10 protein-coding genes and 1 riboswitch are annotated in these 20,501 nt (G+C 46.9%); of the genes, 5 read left to right on the top strand and 5 right to left on the bottom strand.

Going from position 1 to position 20,501, the window contains the following annotated elements; genetic code table 11:
• The first annotated feature begins 12 nt into the window (after window positions 1–12).
• Window positions 13–194: riboswitch (cobalamin riboswitch) on the top strand.
• An 825-nt stretch (window positions 195–1,019) separates the two neighbouring features.
• Window positions 1,020–1,556 carry a hydrolase gene (locus FR7_RS18255; protein WP_007937359.1) on the top strand — a complete coding sequence of 179 codons (537 nt, stop codon included), beginning with the start codon at window positions 1,020–1,022 and terminating at the stop codon, window positions 1,554–1,556.
• Between the two features lie 363 nt (window positions 1,557–1,919).
• On the opposite strand, the gene FR7_RS18250 is transcribed toward FR7_RS18255, so the two are convergent.
• The 5 genes from FR7_RS18250 to FR7_RS18230 all read right to left on the bottom strand — a co-directional run bounded on the left by FR7_RS18250 (window position 1,920) and on the right by FR7_RS18230 (window position 8,166).
• Window positions 1,920–3,917, bottom strand: coding sequence for a TonB-dependent receptor plug domain-containing protein (locus tag FR7_RS18250; RefSeq protein WP_007937358.1), 1,998 nt, complete (start codon window positions 3,915–3,917; stop codon window positions 1,920–1,922).
• 65 nt (window positions 3,918–3,982) lie between these two features.
• Window positions 3,983–4,591: an MptD family putative ECF transporter S component gene (locus FR7_RS18245; RefSeq protein WP_007937357.1), complete on the bottom strand. Its 609-nt coding sequence runs from the start codon at window positions 4,589–4,591 to the stop codon at window positions 3,983–3,985.
• Between the two features lie 22 nt (window positions 4,592–4,613).
• Window positions 4,614–6,128, bottom strand: coding sequence for an ABC transporter ATP-binding protein (locus FR7_RS18240; RefSeq protein WP_007937356.1), 1,515 nt, complete (start codon window positions 6,126–6,128; stop codon window positions 4,614–4,616).
• Between the two features lie 70 nt (window positions 6,129–6,198).
• Entirely contained in the window at window positions 6,199–6,939 is a 741-nt protein-coding gene (locus FR7_RS18235; protein WP_007937353.1) for an energy-coupling factor transporter transmembrane component T family protein, read from the bottom strand.
• 249 nt (window positions 6,940–7,188) lie between these two features.
• Window positions 7,189–8,166 (bottom strand): AraC family transcriptional regulator, encoded by a 978-nt coding sequence (locus FR7_RS18230; RefSeq protein ID WP_007937351.1) that lies wholly within the window; start codon window positions 8,164–8,166, stop codon window positions 7,189–7,191.
• An 802-nt stretch (window positions 8,167–8,968) separates the two neighbouring features.
• Here FR7_RS18230 and FR7_RS18225 point away from each other — a divergent pair.
• From FR7_RS18225 to FR7_RS18210, 4 genes are read left to right on the top strand one after another with little or no spacing between them, the layout of a single operon-like run.
• A complete protein-coding gene (locus tag FR7_RS18225) occupies window positions 8,969–12,688 on the top strand; it encodes an amino acid adenylation domain-containing protein (protein ID WP_007937349.1) in 3,720 nt (1,239 codons plus the stop codon).
• Complete coding sequence (locus FR7_RS18220; protein WP_007937347.1) at window positions 12,685–13,776, top strand: saccharopine dehydrogenase NADP-binding domain-containing protein; 1,092 nt, start codon at window positions 12,685–12,687, stop codon at window positions 13,774–13,776. Before FR7_RS18225 ends, FR7_RS18220 begins: the two co-directional genes overlap by 4 nt.
• The gene (locus FR7_RS18215) at window positions 13,773–16,055 is read left to right on the top strand and encodes a bifunctional Gfo/Idh/MocA family oxidoreductase/class I SAM-dependent methyltransferase (RefSeq protein ID WP_007937345.1); all 2,283 of its coding nucleotides are present in this window, start codon (window positions 13,773–13,775) and stop codon (window positions 16,053–16,055) included. Before FR7_RS18220 ends, FR7_RS18215 begins: the two co-directional genes overlap by 4 nt.
• Before the next feature lie 58 nt (window positions 16,056–16,113).
• A complete protein-coding gene (locus FR7_RS18210) occupies window positions 16,114–20,490 on the top strand; it encodes a non-ribosomal peptide synthetase (RefSeq protein ID WP_007937343.1) in 4,377 nt (1,458 codons plus the stop codon).
• The last annotated feature ends 11 nt before the right edge of the window (window positions 20,491–20,501 follow it).

Here is a 20,501-nt window from a genome sequence, read left to right as displayed (position 1 = left end):
GAATGTTATAAAATTCCATATGTTGAGATAGGTGCCCCAAGGGGCTTAATAGGGAAGTCCGGTCCAATGCCGGCGCGGTCCCGCCACTGTAATGAGGAGTGAACCCAAGGTATACCACTGAGACAACTGTCTTGGGAAGGTTTGGGTAAGCAATGATCCAGAGCCAGGAGAACTGCCTATTTGACAATCACCGTTTTTTACCCACGAGAGATGGGGAGGGGATTAAGTGCACAGCAAATGTTGTATTGTACTTATATCCTAGCGCAATTTTTCGCTAGGATTTTCTATAAGTATAGCTATGATGCTCTTAATTGTTTCTCCCGACCAGCAGTGGTCGGGAGATTTTTACTTGTTATGTGACTGTTTCGTATCTGGGTACGGAATAGCTAACATATGATCCAAACTTTCATTATCCTTTGCTATGTTGTGAGTTGTCTTGGGAAGGGCAGCTAAGTTCCGTGAAAACGGAACTTTTTTTTCGTAAGATAACAATTTATAAGTTTAGGGGAACGTTGAACGCAGAGGACACAGAGTTCGCAGAGAACACAGAGGTTTTAAACCTTATCTATTTTTCTCAGTGTTCTCTGCGCCTCTGCGGTTCGGTTTATTTTCTATGTTTTAAAGGACGCGAAGCGTTTTTCTTATATAAGAAAGATCAGGTGAATGATTACATATAAACCTGTGCAGGATTTTTATTCTTATTTGGTAAATGTTAAGAGGAAAGAATATCATCATATTCTGAATGTGTAATTCTCCATGAGGCGGTAGTAAGAAATGATGGATCGGCTATGAAAGAGGTCGTTAAATCAAAAATTATGGCATGTATGTCGGATAATAAGTCATGGATTGTTGGATAGTTCAGCTTCATAATTAACATGTAAAGCTAAATTTTAAGGAGGCATTACGTCAAGCGGTATAATAAAGGATTTTCTTCAAATAATAGCTAAATAGGAGAATAAGATTTTGTTGCAGTATTATGGTAGTCTTCTATCATTTTAATAAAGAAGAGGGGGAAATATATGCGCTTGGAAAAAGAAAAATCTCAATTTTTGATGGTGGATGTGCAAGAAAAACTGTTTCCTTATATTGTTGGCGGTGAGATTATAGCTAAAAAAATAACGATTCTTATAGAAGGATTAAAAGCATTAGAGGTTCCGATCATGGCTGCTCAGCAATATCCAAAAGGATTGGGAAATACCATTGAACAATTGCGTCCATATTTTTCAGAATACCATGACAAAACGACATTTAGTTGTTGTGGCAATGAGGCGTTAGTCAAGGAACTTCATGAGCGGGATAGTAAAAATGTTATCATTGCAGGGATTGAAGCTCATATTTGTGTACTGCAAACGGTAATTGATTTGAAAGAGTTTGGTTTTCAGCCGATTGTGGTGGCAGATGCAATAGGTTCCCGTACTAGAAGTGATTATGAAATCGCATTGGAACGAATGAAATATGAAGGGGCTATTCTTACCACCGTAGAATCCATTTTATTTGAACTTTGTTATCAAGCTGGCTCTGATGCATTTAGGACGATTTCGCGACTAGTAAAGTAGTTAGAAATACAGTTAATTCATAATGTCATTTTTTTGTTGATCATAAAAGGTTGTCTACCCACGGTTTCTTACGTGGTGATACAGCCTTTCTTTAGTTGTAATGTTGAATGTTCAAATATATTATATTTGGCGGTACGCTGGATAAAGAAGCATATAAGGGGAAAGTTATTTTTGTTTGCCTCGCCTAAAACTAAATTCTAATATGGTCAAGGTACTAGGGGAGTAACACTTCGCCGTTTTTATTGCCATCGTCGGTAAAGTCGAAATCTGTTCTCTATACATAATGAAGGAAAAAAATTCATACAGTCCATTAACCATCACTAGAGGTTAACTGACTGTATGAACAAATTCTTTAATTTAGTGCTATATCCGCTGATCGATGCCAAAGACAACCTGTCTGCCCGCCATCGGATAGAGCCCTGTAAGGTTAGAGGCATCTCCGTAGGAGCCATGCAGTTCATAGGCTTCGTTTGTCAGGTTGTATACCTTCAGATAAACACGGGTAGCCGGATTTACCTTATAGTTTACGCCCAGATCAGCCACCCAGTAGTCCGACGACGTAAATGCCCGCGTATCACGTCCGGTTGCGCCCCGGAGGGTAAAGTTGGCATTCCATTTGTCCTGTTCGTACTGCAGGCCTAGCCGGTAACCATGCGGCTCATTGTTGTTGATCTCTTCCCGCTGGGTAGCCCCCTGTTCCTCCACTTTAACATAGGAATACCCGAGCAATGCCTGCCACTGCGGTGATAACCGACGTTTCAGGCTCAGATCCAGCCCTTTTCTTTTCAGTTCAGCTACGTTTTGCCACTGATATTGATTATAACCAACCACAATATAATCCAGTGCATCGTTAAGACGACTGCTAAACATGCTGGCCTGGAGCTCGGTCCCTTCGGCCAACCGGGTGTTCAGCCCTAGCGTGACCACATCGCCGGTTTCCGGCTTGAGGTTCAGATTGGGGATCATAAAACCGCCTCCATAGACATCAGCGATAAACGGGGTTTTAAAGATCTGTCCCCAGGACGCATACACATTGGTCGTCTGGTTGAGCTCGCGGTTTGCCGTGATGCGGGCCGTGGTTTTATCGCCGAACAGGGTGTAATCGTCATAGCGCACCCCAGCTGTTACCGACCAGTTTTTTGGCAGCCGCCAGTTATTTTCCAAAAAGAAGGCCCGGTTGGATATCTTTTTGTCGGTGTAGTTGTATCCTGCTTGATAGTAACCATAGGCCGGAACATCAATATCATACTCTGCGGAGTCGGCCGTAACCTGACGCCAGGAAGCGCCGCCCAGCAGTGTATATCTCTCATTGATTTGCCAGGTTTGTTGCCATTCCGCCCCATCGGCCTGATTGGTATATGAGCGGCCATTAAAATAATAATCAGGAATCTGATAGTCATCAGGATGATTATCATAATTATACGTAAAGTAATTACGGTACAATCTGACAAAGCTATTGGCTTTGTCTCCTTGGTTCCAATTGTAGGTTAAACTAACATTATTCTCTACATAGGTTTGCACAGAGTGGGTAAAATAATTAGTATTGCCGCCGGAGTCGACATGGGCTTGGTAATCCGGCATGACATTAAAGCCTTTCCGGCCGTCGGTATGATCGACGGTCAGGGACAGGGAACGGTTGTTGCCGAGGTCTTTGTCCAGACGGATATTCATTTTATCCTGGTCAAGGGCTGTATTTTTGGCCGTTGCGTCACTGTTACCGCTGTAGCCGCTGTTATAGTGGAAGTCATCTTGGCTTTTCCGTTCAAAGTTGATGCGGTAGCTGAAATCGCCGACCTTGTTCTCGGTAGTCAGGTTGTACCGGCGCAGGCCCCAGCTGCCGGCTTCTGCCGAGTAACGGGTGACTGGTTCGGCACTTTTACGGGTGATGATATTGATGACGCCGCCCACCGCGTCACTGCCATACAGGGCGGAGGCAGGCCCTCTGACAATCTCAATCCGTTCAATACTGTCGACACTGGGTAAATAGTCAAGATTGGCGCCGGACTGGCCCATATGCATCCCGCCGCCTTTCCAGTTGACCTCGCGGCCGTCAACCAAAACCAGCACCCGCACGTCGCCGTTGATGGTCGGCACACTGGCAGTAGTGTCATTTTGCATCGTCACGGTGGTTCTGTTGAGGATATCCGGGACACTGACTGCGCCGCTTTTTTCAATCTCTTCACGGGTAATGACAGTCACGCTGGCCGCAGTTTCTGTCTTTTTTACCGGCATCCGGCTGGCCGTCACCACATACTCGTCCATGCTGAATTCTTGTTCGTCGGCAAAGGCCGTTTGTCCGGCCATTAATACGGCCCCGCTCACCAGGAGGCTGACCAAATGCTGTTTTTGCTTTTTTTTCACAATTTCACCTCATTATATTATTGAAAGACTATTGAATGAACTTTTTGCTGATGGCGATTGTAGCGTTATACAATGCCGGCTTTTTCAAAATGCGTGCGCAGCAGCCGTCTGCCCCATAAACTGCTCACACAGGCCATAATCACCGTAAGCAGGCAGATTACCGCCAGCATTGCCGGGTTCATTAACGCCAGGCATTGTTGCAGGATAGCCAGTTGCTCTGTTCCTTTGGTCGCTTCTTGCGCTATATAGGCTTCCTTCATAAAGGTAAGCGGAAAACTTTCTCCCACGGCAAAGCCCAGCATGTAAAAGGCAAAACCGGTGACCTTCGCAATAAATTTTTCCCGACCGATAAAACCAAAGGCAATCTCGCCCAGCACGCCCCCTACAAAGATGCTCAGTCCAAACACACCGGCCGGTGCCATGTTAAAGAGAACCAAACCCAGCAAAGCGCCGCTGATGACAAACACACCACGCAACGGTGCTTTCGCCAGCATCAGCATAAAGATAATTCCTCCCGGTATCGCTAATATAACCGGCATGAAGATTAAAATCACGGGGATCAGCCCAATGGTAAACCCCAGCAGCATAAAAATACTAATAATCAATGCATTGAAAATGCCAATTGTGATCAAATGCCGGACAGTCTGGTTGTTATTTGTTTTTAAAGAAGCCATAACAAAACATCCTTTTTATTCCTTATTTCTGAGTAGAGCATTCTGTTGCATTATTGTCGAAGGAGAGGTGGGTAAGCCTACCGTCTTCCTCCAGAGAGAAAATTTTATCAAATGTATTTATTGCGAATTCATAATCATGGGAGATAACAAAAATGCACCGCCCTTCTTGCGCCAGCTTTCTTATGAGTTCGCTGACTTTTGCCATGTTTTCTCCATCCAGGCCGCTGGTTGGTTCATCCAGGAATAAAATTTTGGCGTTTCGCATGCCGGCCAATGCAATGGCCAGACGCTGCTTCTGCCCACCGGAAAGAGCAGCGGGATGGGCCTCTTTATAGCTTTCCAGGTGAAAGAACCGCAGGTATTCTTCTGCTTTCGCCACGATGCTTGGTGACTCTTTACATCCCAGCAGCATCTCTTCCCACACGCTGGGGGCAAAAAGCTGGTAATCGACATCCTGCATAACATAGAAGGAATTCTGCATACGCACCTTCGTACCAGCTGGTTTGCCTTCAAGAAGGATTTCGCCCCGGTGTTGTTTTTCCAGCCCCATCAGTACTCGCAGCAGGGTACTTTTCCCCACGCCGTTTTTACCCATGATCCCGGTAATTTCACCGCGATAGGCACTTAAGGATATGCCGTTCAGAATTGGTTTTCCTCTTTTATAGCCAAAGGATATAGCCACTGCCTGCAGCAAAGGTGCCTGGGTTTCTGCCTTTTGAGGCAGTTCATTAGCTGCTGGCCGCAGGGCCGATCCGTCAAAATGGCGCAGCCCCTTATCCCGAAACCACCGGTCGGGTTTGGCAAAAAAATCCCGACCGCTAAATTCCTCTTTTCCCTGTCCGTCTTCGATAAAAACCACGCGGTCAAGCAATTCCTTTAAATAGGCAAGCTTGTGTTCAGCGATAATAACGGTATGACCTTTGGCTTTAAGGATGCTCAGTACAGCGAGCAGCTGATCCGTGCCTGTTTTGTCTAAATTGGCAGAGGGTTCATCGAAAACATAAATATCCGGTTCCAGGGCATAGACGGATGCTACAGCGACTTTTTGTTTTTCGCCGCTGGAAAGCGTAAAGATGGAGCGTGTTAGCAGTGTATTAAGGTGTAGATCCTGCACGGTTTTTTTGATTTGCTTCTGCATTAGGTGCCTTTCAATCCCATAATTTTCACTGGGAAAAGCAAGTTCGCTCCTGACATGCAAGGTAAAGAACTGGGAGCGGGGGTCCTGAAAAACCGATCCCACCCTGCGTGATATGTCCCTCATTGAGGCTGTTTTTATATCCAGGCCGCCAACGAAGACTTCTCCTCGCAGTTCAGCGTCAAAAAAATTTGGGATTAAGCTATTGATGCAGCGGGTTACCGTTGTTTTGCCGCAGCCGCTTTTACCGGTCAGGACCACAAATTCGCCCTGCTTTACATTCAGGCTAAAACCGGTAAGGCTTTCCCGGTTACGATTGCGGTACGTTACATGCACATCGTGGAACTCAATTATCGTTTTTTTCTGCATAGTGGAATGTTGTTGCAGTAAGTTTTCCGTCATAATGCCATATTCCAACCCTTTCCGGGCATGATTGGCTGTGTTGTACTTTTCAGAATCGTCGTACTCCTTTCTATAGAACCAAATTGCCAAAGCCTGGATAATAGTGCAAAAAAATCAGTGTCGCCGCCGCCACTGCAAATATTACGCAACAGACGGCATCCTTTTGCTCAAACCGGACGCCGGTGCAGGAAGTCCTTGGGTGCTCGGCATCAAGCCCTTTGCACAGCGCCGCCGCCGACAGTTCATCGGCCAGCTTGCCGCTGCGAATCAGCAAAGGAATCATGAATTTCTCGACCGTTGTTACCGGTTGTAAAAACATCCCGGTTAACGATGGATTCAGTCCCCTCATTTTCAAACTATCTTTAATATACAAGATTTCGTACTTCACTGTGAGGATATAGCGATAGACTACCGCTAAAGGGATAATCAGTATTTTAGGAACATGCATTTGCTCCAACGCGATAATCAATTCATTGATGGACGTTTTCTCCAACAGGATTATGTAGGCCATATAAACCGGCATCAGCCTGAATAATAGTAAAACCAGCATGCCCACTACCATACTGACCGGTGGTATGGAAATAAGACAAAGAAATTCATTGAGTACCAGTAATGCCGTATAGAATGCCACAAAATAAATGACCGTTGCGAGCATTTTCTGCCAGGTCATGATCACGGCAAGCGCGGCAAACAAGATGAAAAGTTCAAGGAGGCTTCCGCAGAGGAAGGTCAATAAGGATATGACAACAAGCAGAAACATCCATACTCTGGGATCGGGCTTGGACGCCTTAAAGTCAATCGTATCATTCACTATTTCACCTCCAATCCATTAATGTTACAAATTGAGAATGATTATCTATTTCACTAATGAAGTATACTAAAAAGATTCAGGGTTTTTCTACCTGTAAAAGGATTTATTGAACAGTAAACGGATTTTTTCCCATTTACGGTGTTAAAAAGTTCTGACAGCTTAATCGGATAATACTGCTTTAGCAAAAATGAGCTTAAACATACAAAAACGACTGTATCTAAAATGATACAGTCGCAAGCAGAGCCTTTATTATTTATTCTGCGCCAGATATTCACTCGGGCTAACGCCAAATTTTTTGCGGAAAGCCAGGGCGAAATAACTGGCATTCGAATAGCCGATATGCGAAGCGGCTTCACCCACATTCAGCTTCTTTTCTTCAAATAGCTGCCTTGCCAGCTCCAGTCTTTTATCGACAACATAAGTATGTACTGTCTGACCGAACAATTGCTTAAAACCATTTTTCAATTTGAATTCGTTCAGGCAAATCAGTTTCGACAACACCGCAAGGGTCGGTGGCGAGACAAAGCTTTGATCTAGTGTTTGTTTTGCCTGATAAATACTTTTTACATCCTGCCGGGAGAGGTTTGGGCAATGACCTAGCACCGGTTCATCTTGATAGATGGTCTCATTCAGATAAACCGCCAGGAATTCCAGCAGTTTTCCCTCCATGTAAATCGTTTTTACAGAGTCATGATATGGACAATTGACCAGTTGATGCAGCACGGTTTTCATCGCCGGTGATAGCTTATGTGTGGAAAAAGCTGTGTTGTGAGCGTGAAAACTACGGAGCACAGCTCTTTGCAAGTAATCATTGCCAAAATCTCTGAGCTTATCGGGATAGATTTCCACAGTGATAATCCGATGACGAAGGTTGGGCTGGAACCTTACGCGCCTTAGATTGGCTGCGTTAAAGGCTAAAAAATTAGCCGTATCTACAACAAGCTCGTTTTCCTCCAGAACCAATTCCCCTGTTAGACAAAAATATAGCATAATGCGTGGCATGCTGAAATTGGCGCCTCCGCATATGCTATCACAAAATATTATTTCAGAGTCTTTGATTTGGGCAAAAGGGCAGGAAAACAGCTGCTTCACATGCCCACTGCCAAAATTGTTGGTCACTTGGGCACAATTCATGCTGTTCTGGGAAGAATATAACACATATTTCCTGTTATTATATAACACCCAGTGCTCTTCTGATTCGTTACTTTTTTCCGTTTTCCAATCCATAACATTCTCCCTTTGATAAGCAATATTTATCCCTTATCATATATTTATCTATTTTAACAGGGCTAATTATGGTATTCGTTAGGCAGTAATCCTGTATTTTTCCGGAAGGTTTCCGCCAAGCTACCCGCATTTTTGTGACCGGCAATTTGCGAAATCTGACTGATCGGCAGTCCGTATTCGCCGGCAGATGCTCTGCCCGGCTCATACGTTGATTGAATAGGTCTGCGGAATTTGTGGATTTGTTAACCGCTTGGAATGTTAAATAAAAGATACGTCGTGTCCATTGAGTGCGTAAGATATCTGTATATAAGATGTAAATGGGTAAAACGATTATCATTATCAATTGTATCAATTTTGGGGTGATCATGCAAGTTGATAATTGAAAATGGAGAGATTTCTTTCATTTGAGTGAATATGCTCCCGTTGTCTCAGTAGCACAGACAGCGAGGGCATATTTTCCTTTCCTGCATAATAGGTCGCTATATCCTTTTTTTTCTAAAATAAGAAAATATAGGAGATTTTGGAAGCTAATCAAAGAAATATCATCCTTATTTGCGAAAATTTAGCAAATATGACCTCTGATTATCTTTGACATTGATTATCGTTATCATTTAATCTTGAAAAGAGCTTTGAATCGTTCGTTTGCGAATCGCTCTGATATTGCTCAATGCAGGCAGGGTGTTTCTATTTACAGATAGGACAAAGGCTCTCCCCAGTTTCCAGGGTGTTTTGGCCTGTCGACGCTGCCTCAATAATACTTTTTGCTGTATTCTGTTATTTTTTATAAAAGAGGTGATTTGCAATGATTGAAATTGGTAAGAAGAATTCTGAAATCTTCCCTCCGCCACCGCAATTGCCGTTCCAGTCCAGTACTGCTACGGTAACCGATAAACGGTTTCTCATTCGCAGGGAATACGAAATTGGCAGAGATAAGTGGAATAAGCTGCAGGCTTCCGCACTTGCACATGGCTTTTCATCTCTGTCGGTGTTACTATCAGCCTTTGGCGAAGTGCTGGGCAGATGGAGTTCGGGTTCGGAAATGACAGTAATTCTACTGAATGATTCCAGCGGACATGCTACTCCGGAGGACTTGTTTAACAGGATGGCTTCACAGCCGGCAATTCCCGTAGTATTCAAACCCGTACGGGATGAGAACCGGATTGAAATATGCCGCAGAACAGAACTTCAGCTCGCGGATTCGGTAAACCGATGCCCGGCAACTGTTTCGTCTATTTTTCCGAATATTGCAAAAGATTCTGGTCAGGATGATCGGCAAGTAGTCGTTGTCTTTTCCGGCGTACTGCCAGCGTTTCATGATTCTGCCGGAACAGACGAAAATATGGTTAACAATGCAAGTGGTTCTGTATGTGATGAACATCACCCACAGGAGATGCGTATGCCGCAGGTTTGCCTGCATTGCCATGTTTCTGAGCACGATGAAGAAATCGGGATTACTTGGGATGTACTTGCAGAACTTTTTCCGCTGAATTTGCCCGATGCCATGTTTGAAGTGTACATCTGTCTGTTGAACTGGTCATCCGAAAAAGCCTGGGCAAAGCAGGCGCCGGATTTTCTTCCCGAGTTGCAGCGGGCGGTACGTGAGAAAGTAAATGCCACGTTTGTCCCAGTTAAAGAAAAATTAATTCATCAGGAATTTTTTATTCATGCACAGGAGAACCCCGAAAAGGAGGCTTTGCTGTGGGATGAGAACGGAATTGACCGGATGATGACTTACGGTGAACTAGCCGACAAAGCTCTGCGTTTGGCTGCACTTCTTAGCGAAAAAGGTGTTCAACAGGGAGAGGCTGTCGCTGTTACCCTGCCGCGGGGGCCGAATCAGGTTATTGCTGTGTTGGCCGTACTGGCTGCAGGTGCAGTATATGTTCCGATTGGCGTGAACCAGCCCGCAGGGCGCCGGGACAGAATATACCGGATAGGCGGAATCAGCCGCTTGGTAACGGATAAGACAGAATTTGCCGTCTTATCTACTGAGGAGAAACTTACCGTGATCATGACAGATGAAGCGGATAAAGTTTCTCCTCTGCCGCGCCCCGTTTCTGTCAATACTGATGCTCTAGCGTATGTAATCTTCACTTCGGGATCGACAGGAGAGCCGAAAGGTGTGCAGATACCTCACAGAGCTGCTTATAATACGATTCTGGATATAAATACCCGATTTTCGGTCAGTGCATCCGACAGAGTTCTTGCCGTTTCGGCTCTGGACTTCGATCTTTCCGTTTATGATTTGTTTGGTCTTCTTTCAGCCGGAGGCGGGATTGTATTGCTTAATGAAAGCACCGGACGGGAAGCGCTCGTTTGGCTTGAACTCATCCGTAGAATGAATGTGACAGTCTGGAATTCTGTACCGGCGCTCTTAGATATGTTGATGATTGCTGCCGGCGAGTATGGTTTATTGCCTTCGTTGCGTCTTGCTCTTGTTTCCGGCGATTGGGTCGGGCTTGATTTGCATGACCGCTTAATAAAAAAATCCCAGGACTGCCGCTTTATTGCTCTTGGAGGAGCGACCGAAGCTTCCATTTGGTCGAATTACTTCGAAGTTACATCCGTTGATCCTTCATGGAGTTCGATTCCCTACGGAGCGCCTTTGACCAACCAATGTTTTCGTGTTGTGGACCGGTTCGGCCGTGATTGTCCGGATATGGTGACCGGTGAGCTGTGGATTGGCGGTATGGGGGTTGCCCGCGGCTATCTCGGAAATTCCGAATTAACTTCAAAGAGTTTTATTAATACAGGGGAGAATCGCTGGTATCGTACAGGCGATCTGGCACGCTATTGGTCTGATGGCATTCTTGAATTTCTCGGCAGAGCCGATCAGCAGGTGAAATTAAGAGGATACCGCATTGAGCTCGGCGAAATTGAGGCGGTTTTACGGCAATATGCAGGAATAAGTCAGGCTGTCGCGGTCATATCCTCTGGTACCGGGACGCAGCATCTGGTGGCCGCTGTTGTTGCCGGCTGCGCTCCGGTGCAGGTTCATACCGTTTCGTCTGTGCCCTCAAATTCAGACTCTTTCAGAAATTCTTCAAGGGAAATACAGTCAAAGATTGCTGAAGCTTTAATTGCTGAAATCCTTAATCTTGCTGAATTACAGAATGATACCGGAAAAAATCTGCATCCCGGGCGGCAGCTGCGGATAACTGATGAGAATCAGTCGTTGCTTCAGATGTGGCTCCGCTGGCTTGGCGGACGCAATGTTATAACAGATTATGATGGTGTTTTACATGGCGGACCGAGAATTGAGGAAGTCCTTCAATATGCCAAAACTCTTCAGCGGAGTGCGGTAAATAGTAACGGAATAATAGCGGATGATCCCCTGATTTCAAGCGTAGCAAGGCGTTTATTTCAGCGCCTGGATGATTACCGTGGAATTCTAAGCGGAGAGATTTCGTCAGTGGTTCTTCTTGATGATGATATTCTTTCTCCTGAAAGCTTATCCTCCAGGGATTCCGGAACCATTGCGGGAATCGAACTGATTGCTGAAAAAATAAAGTGCATATCGAAAGCTGCCGGCAAACCGGTTGAAACTGCACTTATTGGCGGACGAAGCGGCATCATAGCAGCTAAGCTTCTGGACATGCTTGATCCGGAGGATATTAGTTTCACGCTTCTTGATTCTGCTCTGTCAATGGTTGAGACTGCAAAAATCCATCTGTCTTCGTTGCCGCATTCTGTCAATTGCAAAAGACTGCCGGAATACGGCGTTCCGGATCAGCTCCGTTATTCCTTTGATTTGGTTCTGGCCGTAAACGCACTTCATCGCTATCATGATCCGTATCAGGGTGTGGCCATTGCTTCATTACTGGTACGGTGCGGCGGAAAAATACTTGCATTGGAACATTGTGAGATTATGCCGCTTGCAGCAGTAACATCGGCGGTACTTGACAGGGGCTTCGCGGATTTTGATCATGACCGCCGTCAGGCATATAGCCCAATGCTGCCGGCTCAGCAGTGGGCAAATCTATTCAAGAAAGCCGGTTTTAATAAGACAAGTTTTATGCCCGTAGGAGACTCCTTCACTGAATTTATCGAGGCTGATTGCCCAGCAACAAGGCCGGAGCTGGATCTGGATTGTATATTGAAATTTACCGCAGATCATCTGCCGCCACACATGTTGCCGGAAAAAATTGAAATATTGCCGTGGCTGCCGTTAAGCGCAAATGGTAAGGTGGACCGTGCAGCTGTTACCGCAGTATTTGCATTCCGCGCTGAAGAACGCGGCGGCGAAAAGCCGCATGCCGGAATGGAACAGGAGGTTGCCGAAATGTGGCAAAAGCTTCTATCGAGTGGTGCAATCGGACGTAAGCAAGGATTCTTTGAAATCGGAGGGGATAGTCTGCTGGCAACGCGTTTTCTTGCGGGTGTAAAGGAAAAATTCGGCGTCGAGTTGTCACTAAGACAGATGTTTGAATTGCCCGCATTGTTTCAGGTTGCCTCTGTTCTTGAAAGCAAATTAATGGAAATGAAGCAAACTATGGAATCAATGGAAGAGGGTGAAATATGATCGGTATCATTGGTGGTTACGGGGATGTCGGACTGCAGGCGGCGCGAATGCTTAAAGAATGGGGAAAACATCCGCTGCGGATAGGTGGCAGGAATCCGGAATTGGCACAGACAAAGCTCGCAGACGAATTCCCGCATGCGGAATGGGTTAAGGTTGATATTGAAGACGAAAAGAGTATGAAATCGTTTCTGCACGGATGCGAACTGATCGTCAACTGCGCCGGGCCGTCTCACCGGATAGCAGCACGTGTTGCCGGGATGTGTTTGTCAATGGGTTGTCATCATGTGGATGCCGGTATTGATGAAGCTCTGGAAATGATGCGCGGCACACCGCAAAGCACTGCCGTATTATATGCCGCAGGTGCCACTCCCGGATTATCGGGACTGTTGCCCCGATGGCTGGCTACATCTTTTGATAAAGTGGATTCGATGGTTTATTATACTGGCGCTTTGGACAGATTCACAGCTGCCGCTGCTGAAGACTATCTTACAGGTGTTGCGGGCAAAGATAACGAACCTCTGGCGGCATGGAAAAATGGCGCCCGCCGCTCAGCGGCTCTGAGACGGAGACCCGGAACTGCACTGCCTTTTTTCCCGCGGGAAGTGGCTTTATATCCGTATTTCGACGCCGAAGCGGAATTCGTGGCGACGACCTTATCGCTCCGCGACGGCGAGTGGTACATCGCGATTGACGGAGAGTATGTACCGCCGGTTCTTGAAGAAATACGTCCACTGTTTTTGACTGACTGGAAGAGTGCGGTAAAGCGCCTTTGCACGGCGACCGAGCTTGACGCGGCAGGGCGTCAAAAGTATATAAATTTCATTATACAACTTACTGGAATAAAAAACGGGGCCGGAATAATACGGACACTAGTTCTTCAGGCCGACAGACCTTCAATTCTGACCGGTTCGACCGCTGCGGCGGCGGGTATCGCCGTGCTGGAGGGAGAAATACCTTTCGGAGTGCGCCCGCTTGCTGAAATCCCTGACCCGGCCAAAGTGATTGCCCGGCTGGGCAGTACAAAATACTTGAGTATTATAGAATGTTCGGTTGACGATCTGTTACAGGTGGTGGAGGGTGAAATATGAAAAGAAAAAAAATACGTACGGTGGTATGCGGTTCTACGTTTGGACAATTTTACCTTGAAGCGTTAAAAACGTTGCCTGAAGAGTTTGAACTTGCCGGTCTGCTCGCGAGGGGGAGCGAGAGGTCGGCAAAATGTGCGGCATACTACGGGATAAATCTATACACGGAAGCGGGTCAGCTTCCGGATGACATTGATCTTGCCTGCGTCGTGCTGCGCTCGGGAGTTATGGGCGGTAAAGGAACGGATATGTCCCTGAGGCTTCTTGAACGGGGTATTCATGTTATTCAGGAACAGCCTGTGCATCACAAAGATGTGGCGGCGTGTCTCAGAGCAGCGCGGCAGCAAAACGTGTTTTTTCAGACAGGCGATCTTTATGTTCATTTACCTGCTGTTAGACGGTTTATTGCCTGTGCACAAGCCCTGCTGGAACGGCAAAACGCGCTGTATATCGACGCGGCATTCGCTTCTCAGGTTTCTTATCCGATGATGCACATTTTTTCGGAGGCTTTGCCGTCAATTCGCCCGTGGAAGACCGGTACCGTAAGCCGGGATGGAGGACCGTTTCATGTTATGACCGGAACGTTAGGCAAAATTCCGGCCATATTGAGAGTCCATAATGAAGTAGATCCCGATGATCCGGATAACTATCTGCATTTGCTGCACCGAATTACAATTGGTTCCGAGGGAGGAAGCCTCTCCCTTACCGATACTCATGGCCCCGTTGTCTGGCAGCCCCGTCTGCATATTCCTGAGAATCTGAATACGTTCGGCGATTTTGCGGGCGCTGATCCGGAACATCTGCTTGAAAACAGCATAGAGACGCTGGGCCCGTCGGCTCCTGTGAATTACAAGGATATTCTCACGAAGCAGTGGCCCCACGCCATTGCCCGCGATTTGTCGACGATGAGAGAAAGGATTCTGGGAGGTCCCGGCGCAGCTATGAGAGCCCAGCAGGAACTTTTATGTTCCAGTCAGTGGCAGGAAATGACTGCCAATCTAGGATATCCGGTTTTGCGCCCCGGATGCAGTCATCAGCCGCTGTCAGTCAATATTTTAAGGGAAGCCGCTGCCGAAATGCCGGATGACAACGTGAAACATCATGTATTCGAATTTTGCTTTAACAGGGAAACAAATATTTCTTCATGCACGGAATATGCTGACAGTCAGCTTTGCGGCATAGATTCGGATTGTGTGAATTTGTTTGTCGGGAAGCTGGATAAAGCTGTTTTCAGTTCGATGCTATACTCTCTGCAAACACAGGGTGTTCTGACAAATAGGGAACGGGAATACAGCATAAGAGAGATTTTGTCCGTTTCGAATACTGCACCCCAGCATCAATACCTTATTATGCGCTGGCTTGAATTGTTATCTGAACGTGGATATCTAAAACACCGCGGGGATTATTTTTATGATGCCGGTGTTGTGACCAAAGAAATGTTGCAAGATCACTGGAATGCGGTAAGGAAAATATGGGACGGCAGACTTGGTTCACCACTCACCATGGATTATCTGATAAGCAATGCCGAACAGCTTCCGCAACTGATGAGCGGAGAACAGCAGGCTGCGCTCCTGTTATTCCCCGAAGGCAGAATGGACTATGCCAATGCCTTGTATCGTGAGACGATAACGGCCCGTTATCTCAATAAAGCGGTGTCGGAAGCGGTTATCCGCATCGGCGCTGCCAAAAAGGTTGCGCCGGATGTGGAGTCCGAAGAACCGCTGAGGGTTCTTGAGATAGGCGCAGGTACGGGAGCTACCACAGACGTAGTAGTTCCGAGGCTAAAAGTATCCGCCGGAGTTCTTAAAACCGATTACTTGTTCACGGATGTTTCAAATTTCTTTCTCTCGGCCGCACGTGAACGATTTAAAGACTGCCCATGGATGAGGTTTCGGATTGCGAATATTGACAAAGACTTTATTCAGCAGGGCTTGCAGACCGAAAGTGCAGATATAATCATTGCGGCGGGAGTCATGAATAATGCTTTCAATATAAACGAAACTGTAGATAGGCTTATGCAGATTCTAGTTCCCGGAGGATGGATACTTATTACCGAACCTACACGTGAATTTCCGGAAATGCTGATTTCTCAGGCTTTTATGATAACCCGTCCGGAAGACGACAGAAAGAATACAAACACAACATTTATGTCCGTCAAGCAATGGCAGGATGTTTTTCAGAAAACAGGAGCCGCGGAAGTTCTGACACTTCCCAACGAGGACCATCCCCTCGCTCCTCTGGGACAGAAACTTTTTGCAGTGAGGAAGAAGAAGCATGCTTAAGTGCAGTCACGTTAATATGCAGGATAAACAAGATTAGTAAAGCTGGAGGGATAAAGTTATGATACCGAACTGCAAAATAAATATTAATAGTTTGGTGGCACGTCTCCGCGGCGAAGGCGTGTCTTTATGGGCAGAGAATGGTAAGCTGCGCTACAGAGCGCCGCAGGGAATGCTGGCCGGCAGCGATCTGCAGTCGCTGAAAGACTACAAGACGAATATTCTGAGCCTGCTTCAGTCGGAAGCCAAACCGGTGACAGTGGAATATCATCCCGAATCAAGATATGAGCCTTTCCCGTTGACGGATGTACAGTTTGCTTATTTGCTTGGCCGCAGTGAAGTATTCGGGTATGGGGGTGTCGCCTGCCACATTTACCTTGAACTTAACTATCCAGAGCTGGAGCGCAGACGTGTCGAGGCAGCATGGAATAAACTGGTTTTGCGTCATGATATGCTGCGGGCCGTCATTAACAAGAACGGCTATCAGCAGGTCATGGAGAAGGTGCCGCGACTGGATGTGGCCTATACTGATGCAGGTGCATGGGAGACAGATAAAGTATCAGCACAGCTTGATGACATCCGAGAGGAAATGGGTCATCGCATTTACAATACGGATTGCTGGCCTTTATTCGGTGTGGCGGTGACGAAAACTCCAGATCGGGCCGTGCTGCATTTTTCCATTGAGTTTCTCATCGCCGACTGGGCAAGCATCTGGCTGTTGCTTTCGGAATTTGAGGCGTTGTACTACGAGCCGGAGCGAATGCTTCCAGATTTTAAGCTCAGTTTCCGCGATTATCTTATAGCCGAACGCAGTTTGCGGGAAAGTATCGTATATGCAAAGGACAAAGATTACTGGTTCCGCCGGATTGATGATTTGCCACTGGCACCGGATCTGCCGATGGCAAGATTTCAGACTAATTTCGGCCAGGCACGTTTCAGCCGTCGTTTTCTTAAGCTGGATGCCCAAAGCTGGAACGGATTGAAGCAAAAAGCACAGCAGCGTGGTCTGACGCCGACGGCTGCAGTGATGACGGCATACGCTGCCGTACTTGAGCGGTGGAGCCGCAACAAAAAGTTTTGTCTGAATCTTACCGTACTCAACAGGCTTCCTCTGCATTCCCAGGTTAATGATATAGTTGGTGATTTCACATCGGTCAGTCTGCTTGCCGTGGACTGGTATACTGGCAATTCGTTTACTGAACGGGCAAAAACAATGAATAAACAACTGTTTGAAGATCTGGACCACCGCCTGTTTTCCGGGGTCGAAGTGTTAAGGGAGATTTCCCGCAGACGCGGCCGGGAAGCCGCGCTGATGCCAATCGTGTTTACCAGCGCTATTGGGCTTGTCGAGCCGACAGAAGGAAACTGCCTGCAAGGAAAAGTCGAAGGTCAGGGAATCAGTCAGACGCCACAGGTTTTTATTGATTGTCAGGCGATGGATAGTTCGTCCGGTCTTCAGGTTAACTGGGATATCCGGGAAGGCGTTTTCCCTGAAGGAATGACGGATGATATGTTCGATGCATTTGAGTCGCTGCTGCGCTTGCTGGGTGGAATGCAGCAAGTTTGGGATGCAGGCGAAACTGCGGCTTTACCTGCGTGGCAGTTAAGCGAGCGACAGCGGGTTAACGATACAAAAATGACGTTACCGGATGGTTTGCTGCACAGCGGGATACTGGCGCAGGCCGCGGCCACCCCGGACCGGCCTGCTGTTTTAGATAGCAAAGGACAGGTGACATACGGCGAGCTCATGTTGATAGCATCGGCAGTGGCCGGAAAACTGCAAGAAACCGGCTGCAAACAACAAGACAGAGTCGCGATAATTATGGACAAGTCCGTACATCAGGTAGCGGCGGTGTTGGGCGCTTTGTCGGCTGGCGCAGTTTATGTTCCGGTTGACACCACGCAGCCGGAATTACGCCGCTCGGCTATGTTAAAAAAAACAAATGTTCTTCATGTTTTGACATGCTCAACAAGCGGGATAAAATGGCCGGAAAACATTACGGTGATTGAAGTGGATAAGCTGACGCCACATCGGGAGAATGCTCTTGTGGCTGACTATGATCCTGATATGCCGGCTTACATCATTCATACCTCGGGTTCAACTGGACAACCAAAGGGCGTCGTAATCACACACCGTGCGGCCGCCAATACAATTACAGATATCAACAGCCGCTTTAAAGTCGGCCGGGATGATAAGGTTCTGGGACTGGCGCAGTTGAGTTTCGATTTGTCCGTCTATGATATATTTGGCATTTTGTCTGCCGGAGGAACGCTGATCTATCCTTCCGCTGACAGGCAGACAGACCCGTCTCACTGGGTGGAACTGATGGCTGAACATGAAATTACGGTATGGAATTCCGTGCCGGCGTTGGTGCAGATGCTGGTTGCCTACCTGAACTCTGAATCTAAAATAGACCTGGCGAAGTTCCGGCTTGCCATGCTGTCCGGAGACTGGATACCGCTGACTCTGCCTGATACTCTGATAAAACGAGTGCCTTCCGTACAGGTTATAAGTCTTGGTGGTGCCACTGAAGCATCAATTTGGTCAAATTACCATGTTTATCAGGGATTGCAGCCGGACTGGAGCAGTATCCCATACGGACGTCCGCTTGCCAATCAGGGTTTCCGTATTCTGGATGAAAGGCTGCGGGACTGCCCCGTATGGGTGATGGGGGGGCTGTATATTACCGGCGACGGTCTTGCCAAAGGCTATTTCGGAGATAAAGAAACTACTGAGGCGCGGTTTTTTCCTCATCACGTTGACGGGCAAAGGCTTTACCACACCGGGGACATGGGACGCTACATGCCCGGCGGCGAAATTGAATTTCTTGGTCGCGAAGACAATCAGGTCAAAATTAAGGGGCACCGGATCGAACTGGGTGAAATTGAAGCGGCACTGCAGAAACACCCTGCTGTTGCTGCAGCGGCGGTTGTGGTAGATAGCTCAGGTGATAATAAGGCGTTGATCGGCATCGTGGAGACGGTCTGCTTTAAACAGAACAGCATACCGGTAAATGCAGCAACGTTGGCGGATTTTCTATCACAGCGCCTACCCGCTTATATGATTCCTGCTGCCATACAAATTGTTGACGCGTTACCATTGACAGGTAACGGAAAAATAGACCGGCGGGAGCTTGCAAAATGGAAAATCCAATCCATAACGGATGATTCTGTTATGGAATCCATAGCCGGAATTTCGGATCCTCTGGAGGAACAACTGTTGCGGATATGGGCGGAAGCACTGGGTATGCCGGTCATCGGCAGACTGCAGAATTTTTACGATCACGGTGCGGATTCGCTCATTATGGCTCAGGTTGCAGGAAAGCTGCGGGAAATTTTTGCCGGTGAGTCATTAATGCTTGATATTCCTTTTGATGCTCTGCTCAGACAGATGCTCAATTATCCGACTGTCGCGGCACTTGCTGAATTTGTGCGTTTGCAAAGTAATAAGACCGGACACGCTTCTGTTGATGATTCCATCAGACAACAAAAAAACAATTCAAGCAATGCGGTGCTTACCTCTTATGGAGGCGGAACGGGAGCCCTCAGAGTTGTTTTTCATGCCGGTCTTGGTACGATGAATTGTTTTCGTCAACTGCTTACTCATCTGGATGAACAGAATAGCGGTCCTGTTATCGGCATAACTGTAGCGGATACGGATTTGTATTGTTCATTAGATCATTCGGGTCTTATTGAGCATCTTGCGGATGATTACGCCGAACGGCTTATTGAAACAGGTCATAAAGAGATGCAGCTGATCGGTTACAGCCTGGGAGGGTTGATTGCTGTTGAAGTGGCAAGACGTCTGCTGGAGAAAGGAATACATTTGCTGGATCTGGTTCTGATTGACAGTCCGCCTGTTCTTTATGATATAGACGATAATTTGGTTATTGAATCATTGTTTATACAGAACCTCCACATTCCACTTGAGAAGGCGGGTTTCAGCAGCGTAAATCAGGATGAATTTGTACGCGGTTTGCGGCACATGTTTGAAGTCAATAATCACAGTATACCTGCAGGAGCATCGCTGGCTATAGGCGGTGATGAGGGGCTCGATAAGGTGGGTGATTTGTTCAGAAGACTCTCGGTTCTCTCCACGAGAGATCGTTTCACGGTTTATGTTGAGGCGGTAGCTAAAGTTACTGGCGACAAAATGCCGGTAGAGATGGCTGAGGGTATGTTTAAGGTTTTTCGCCAAAGTTTGAAGTCCGCCCATTTCACGCCCCAGCCGTATATGGGAGACATCCGGTTTCTTCTGGCGCGTGAGCCTTTTGCCTTAATGCCGTGGACGAATGAAACAACGCTTGGTTTCTGGAAGGAAATTTGTCTTGGTAAATTTTCAGTGCAAAAAATTGCCGGCAATCACTTCACTTGCATTGTAGCCGAACCGAATGCAAGTGATCTTGCCAGGGTGATAGGAGATTTACAATGTAGATAAAGGGTGTTCAT

Origin of the sequence: Pelosinus fermentans DSM 17108 (assembly GCF_000271485.2) — a bacterium.
In the GTDB taxonomy this organism is placed as follows: domain Bacteria; phylum Bacillota; class Negativicutes; order DSM-13327; family DSM-13327; genus Pelosinus; species Pelosinus fermentans.
The sequence above is the reverse complement of the archived record's forward strand: the minus strand, read 5'-3'. Positions and strand labels throughout refer to the sequence as shown.

Excerpts from the sequence above, each read along its gene's own strand:
- FR7_RS18230 (WP_007937351.1), bottom strand. The coding sequence starts at position 8,166 with ATGGATTGGAAAACGGAAAAAAGTAACGAATCAGAAGAGCACTGGGTG.
- FR7_RS18245 (WP_007937357.1), bottom strand. The coding sequence starts at position 4,591 with ATGGCTTCTTTAAAAACAAATAACAACCAGACTGTCCGGCATTTGATC.
- FR7_RS18225 (WP_007937349.1), top strand. The coding sequence starts at position 8,969 with ATGATTGAAATTGGTAAGAAGAATTCTGAAATCTTCCCTCCGCCACCG.
- FR7_RS18220 (WP_007937347.1), top strand. The coding sequence starts at position 12,685 with ATGATCGGTATCATTGGTGGTTACGGGGATGTCGGACTGCAGGCGGCG.
- FR7_RS18255 (WP_007937359.1), top strand. The coding sequence starts at position 1,020 with ATGCGCTTGGAAAAAGAAAAATCTCAATTTTTGATGGTGGATGTGCAA.
- FR7_RS18210 (WP_007937343.1), top strand. The coding sequence starts at position 16,114 with ATGATACCGAACTGCAAAATAAATATTAATAGTTTGGTGGCACGTCTC.
- FR7_RS18240 (WP_007937356.1), bottom strand. The coding sequence starts at position 6,128 with ATGACGGAAAACTTACTGCAACAACATTCCACTATGCAGAAAAAAACG.
- FR7_RS18215 (WP_007937345.1), top strand. The coding sequence starts at position 13,773 with ATGAAAAGAAAAAAAATACGTACGGTGGTATGCGGTTCTACGTTTGGA.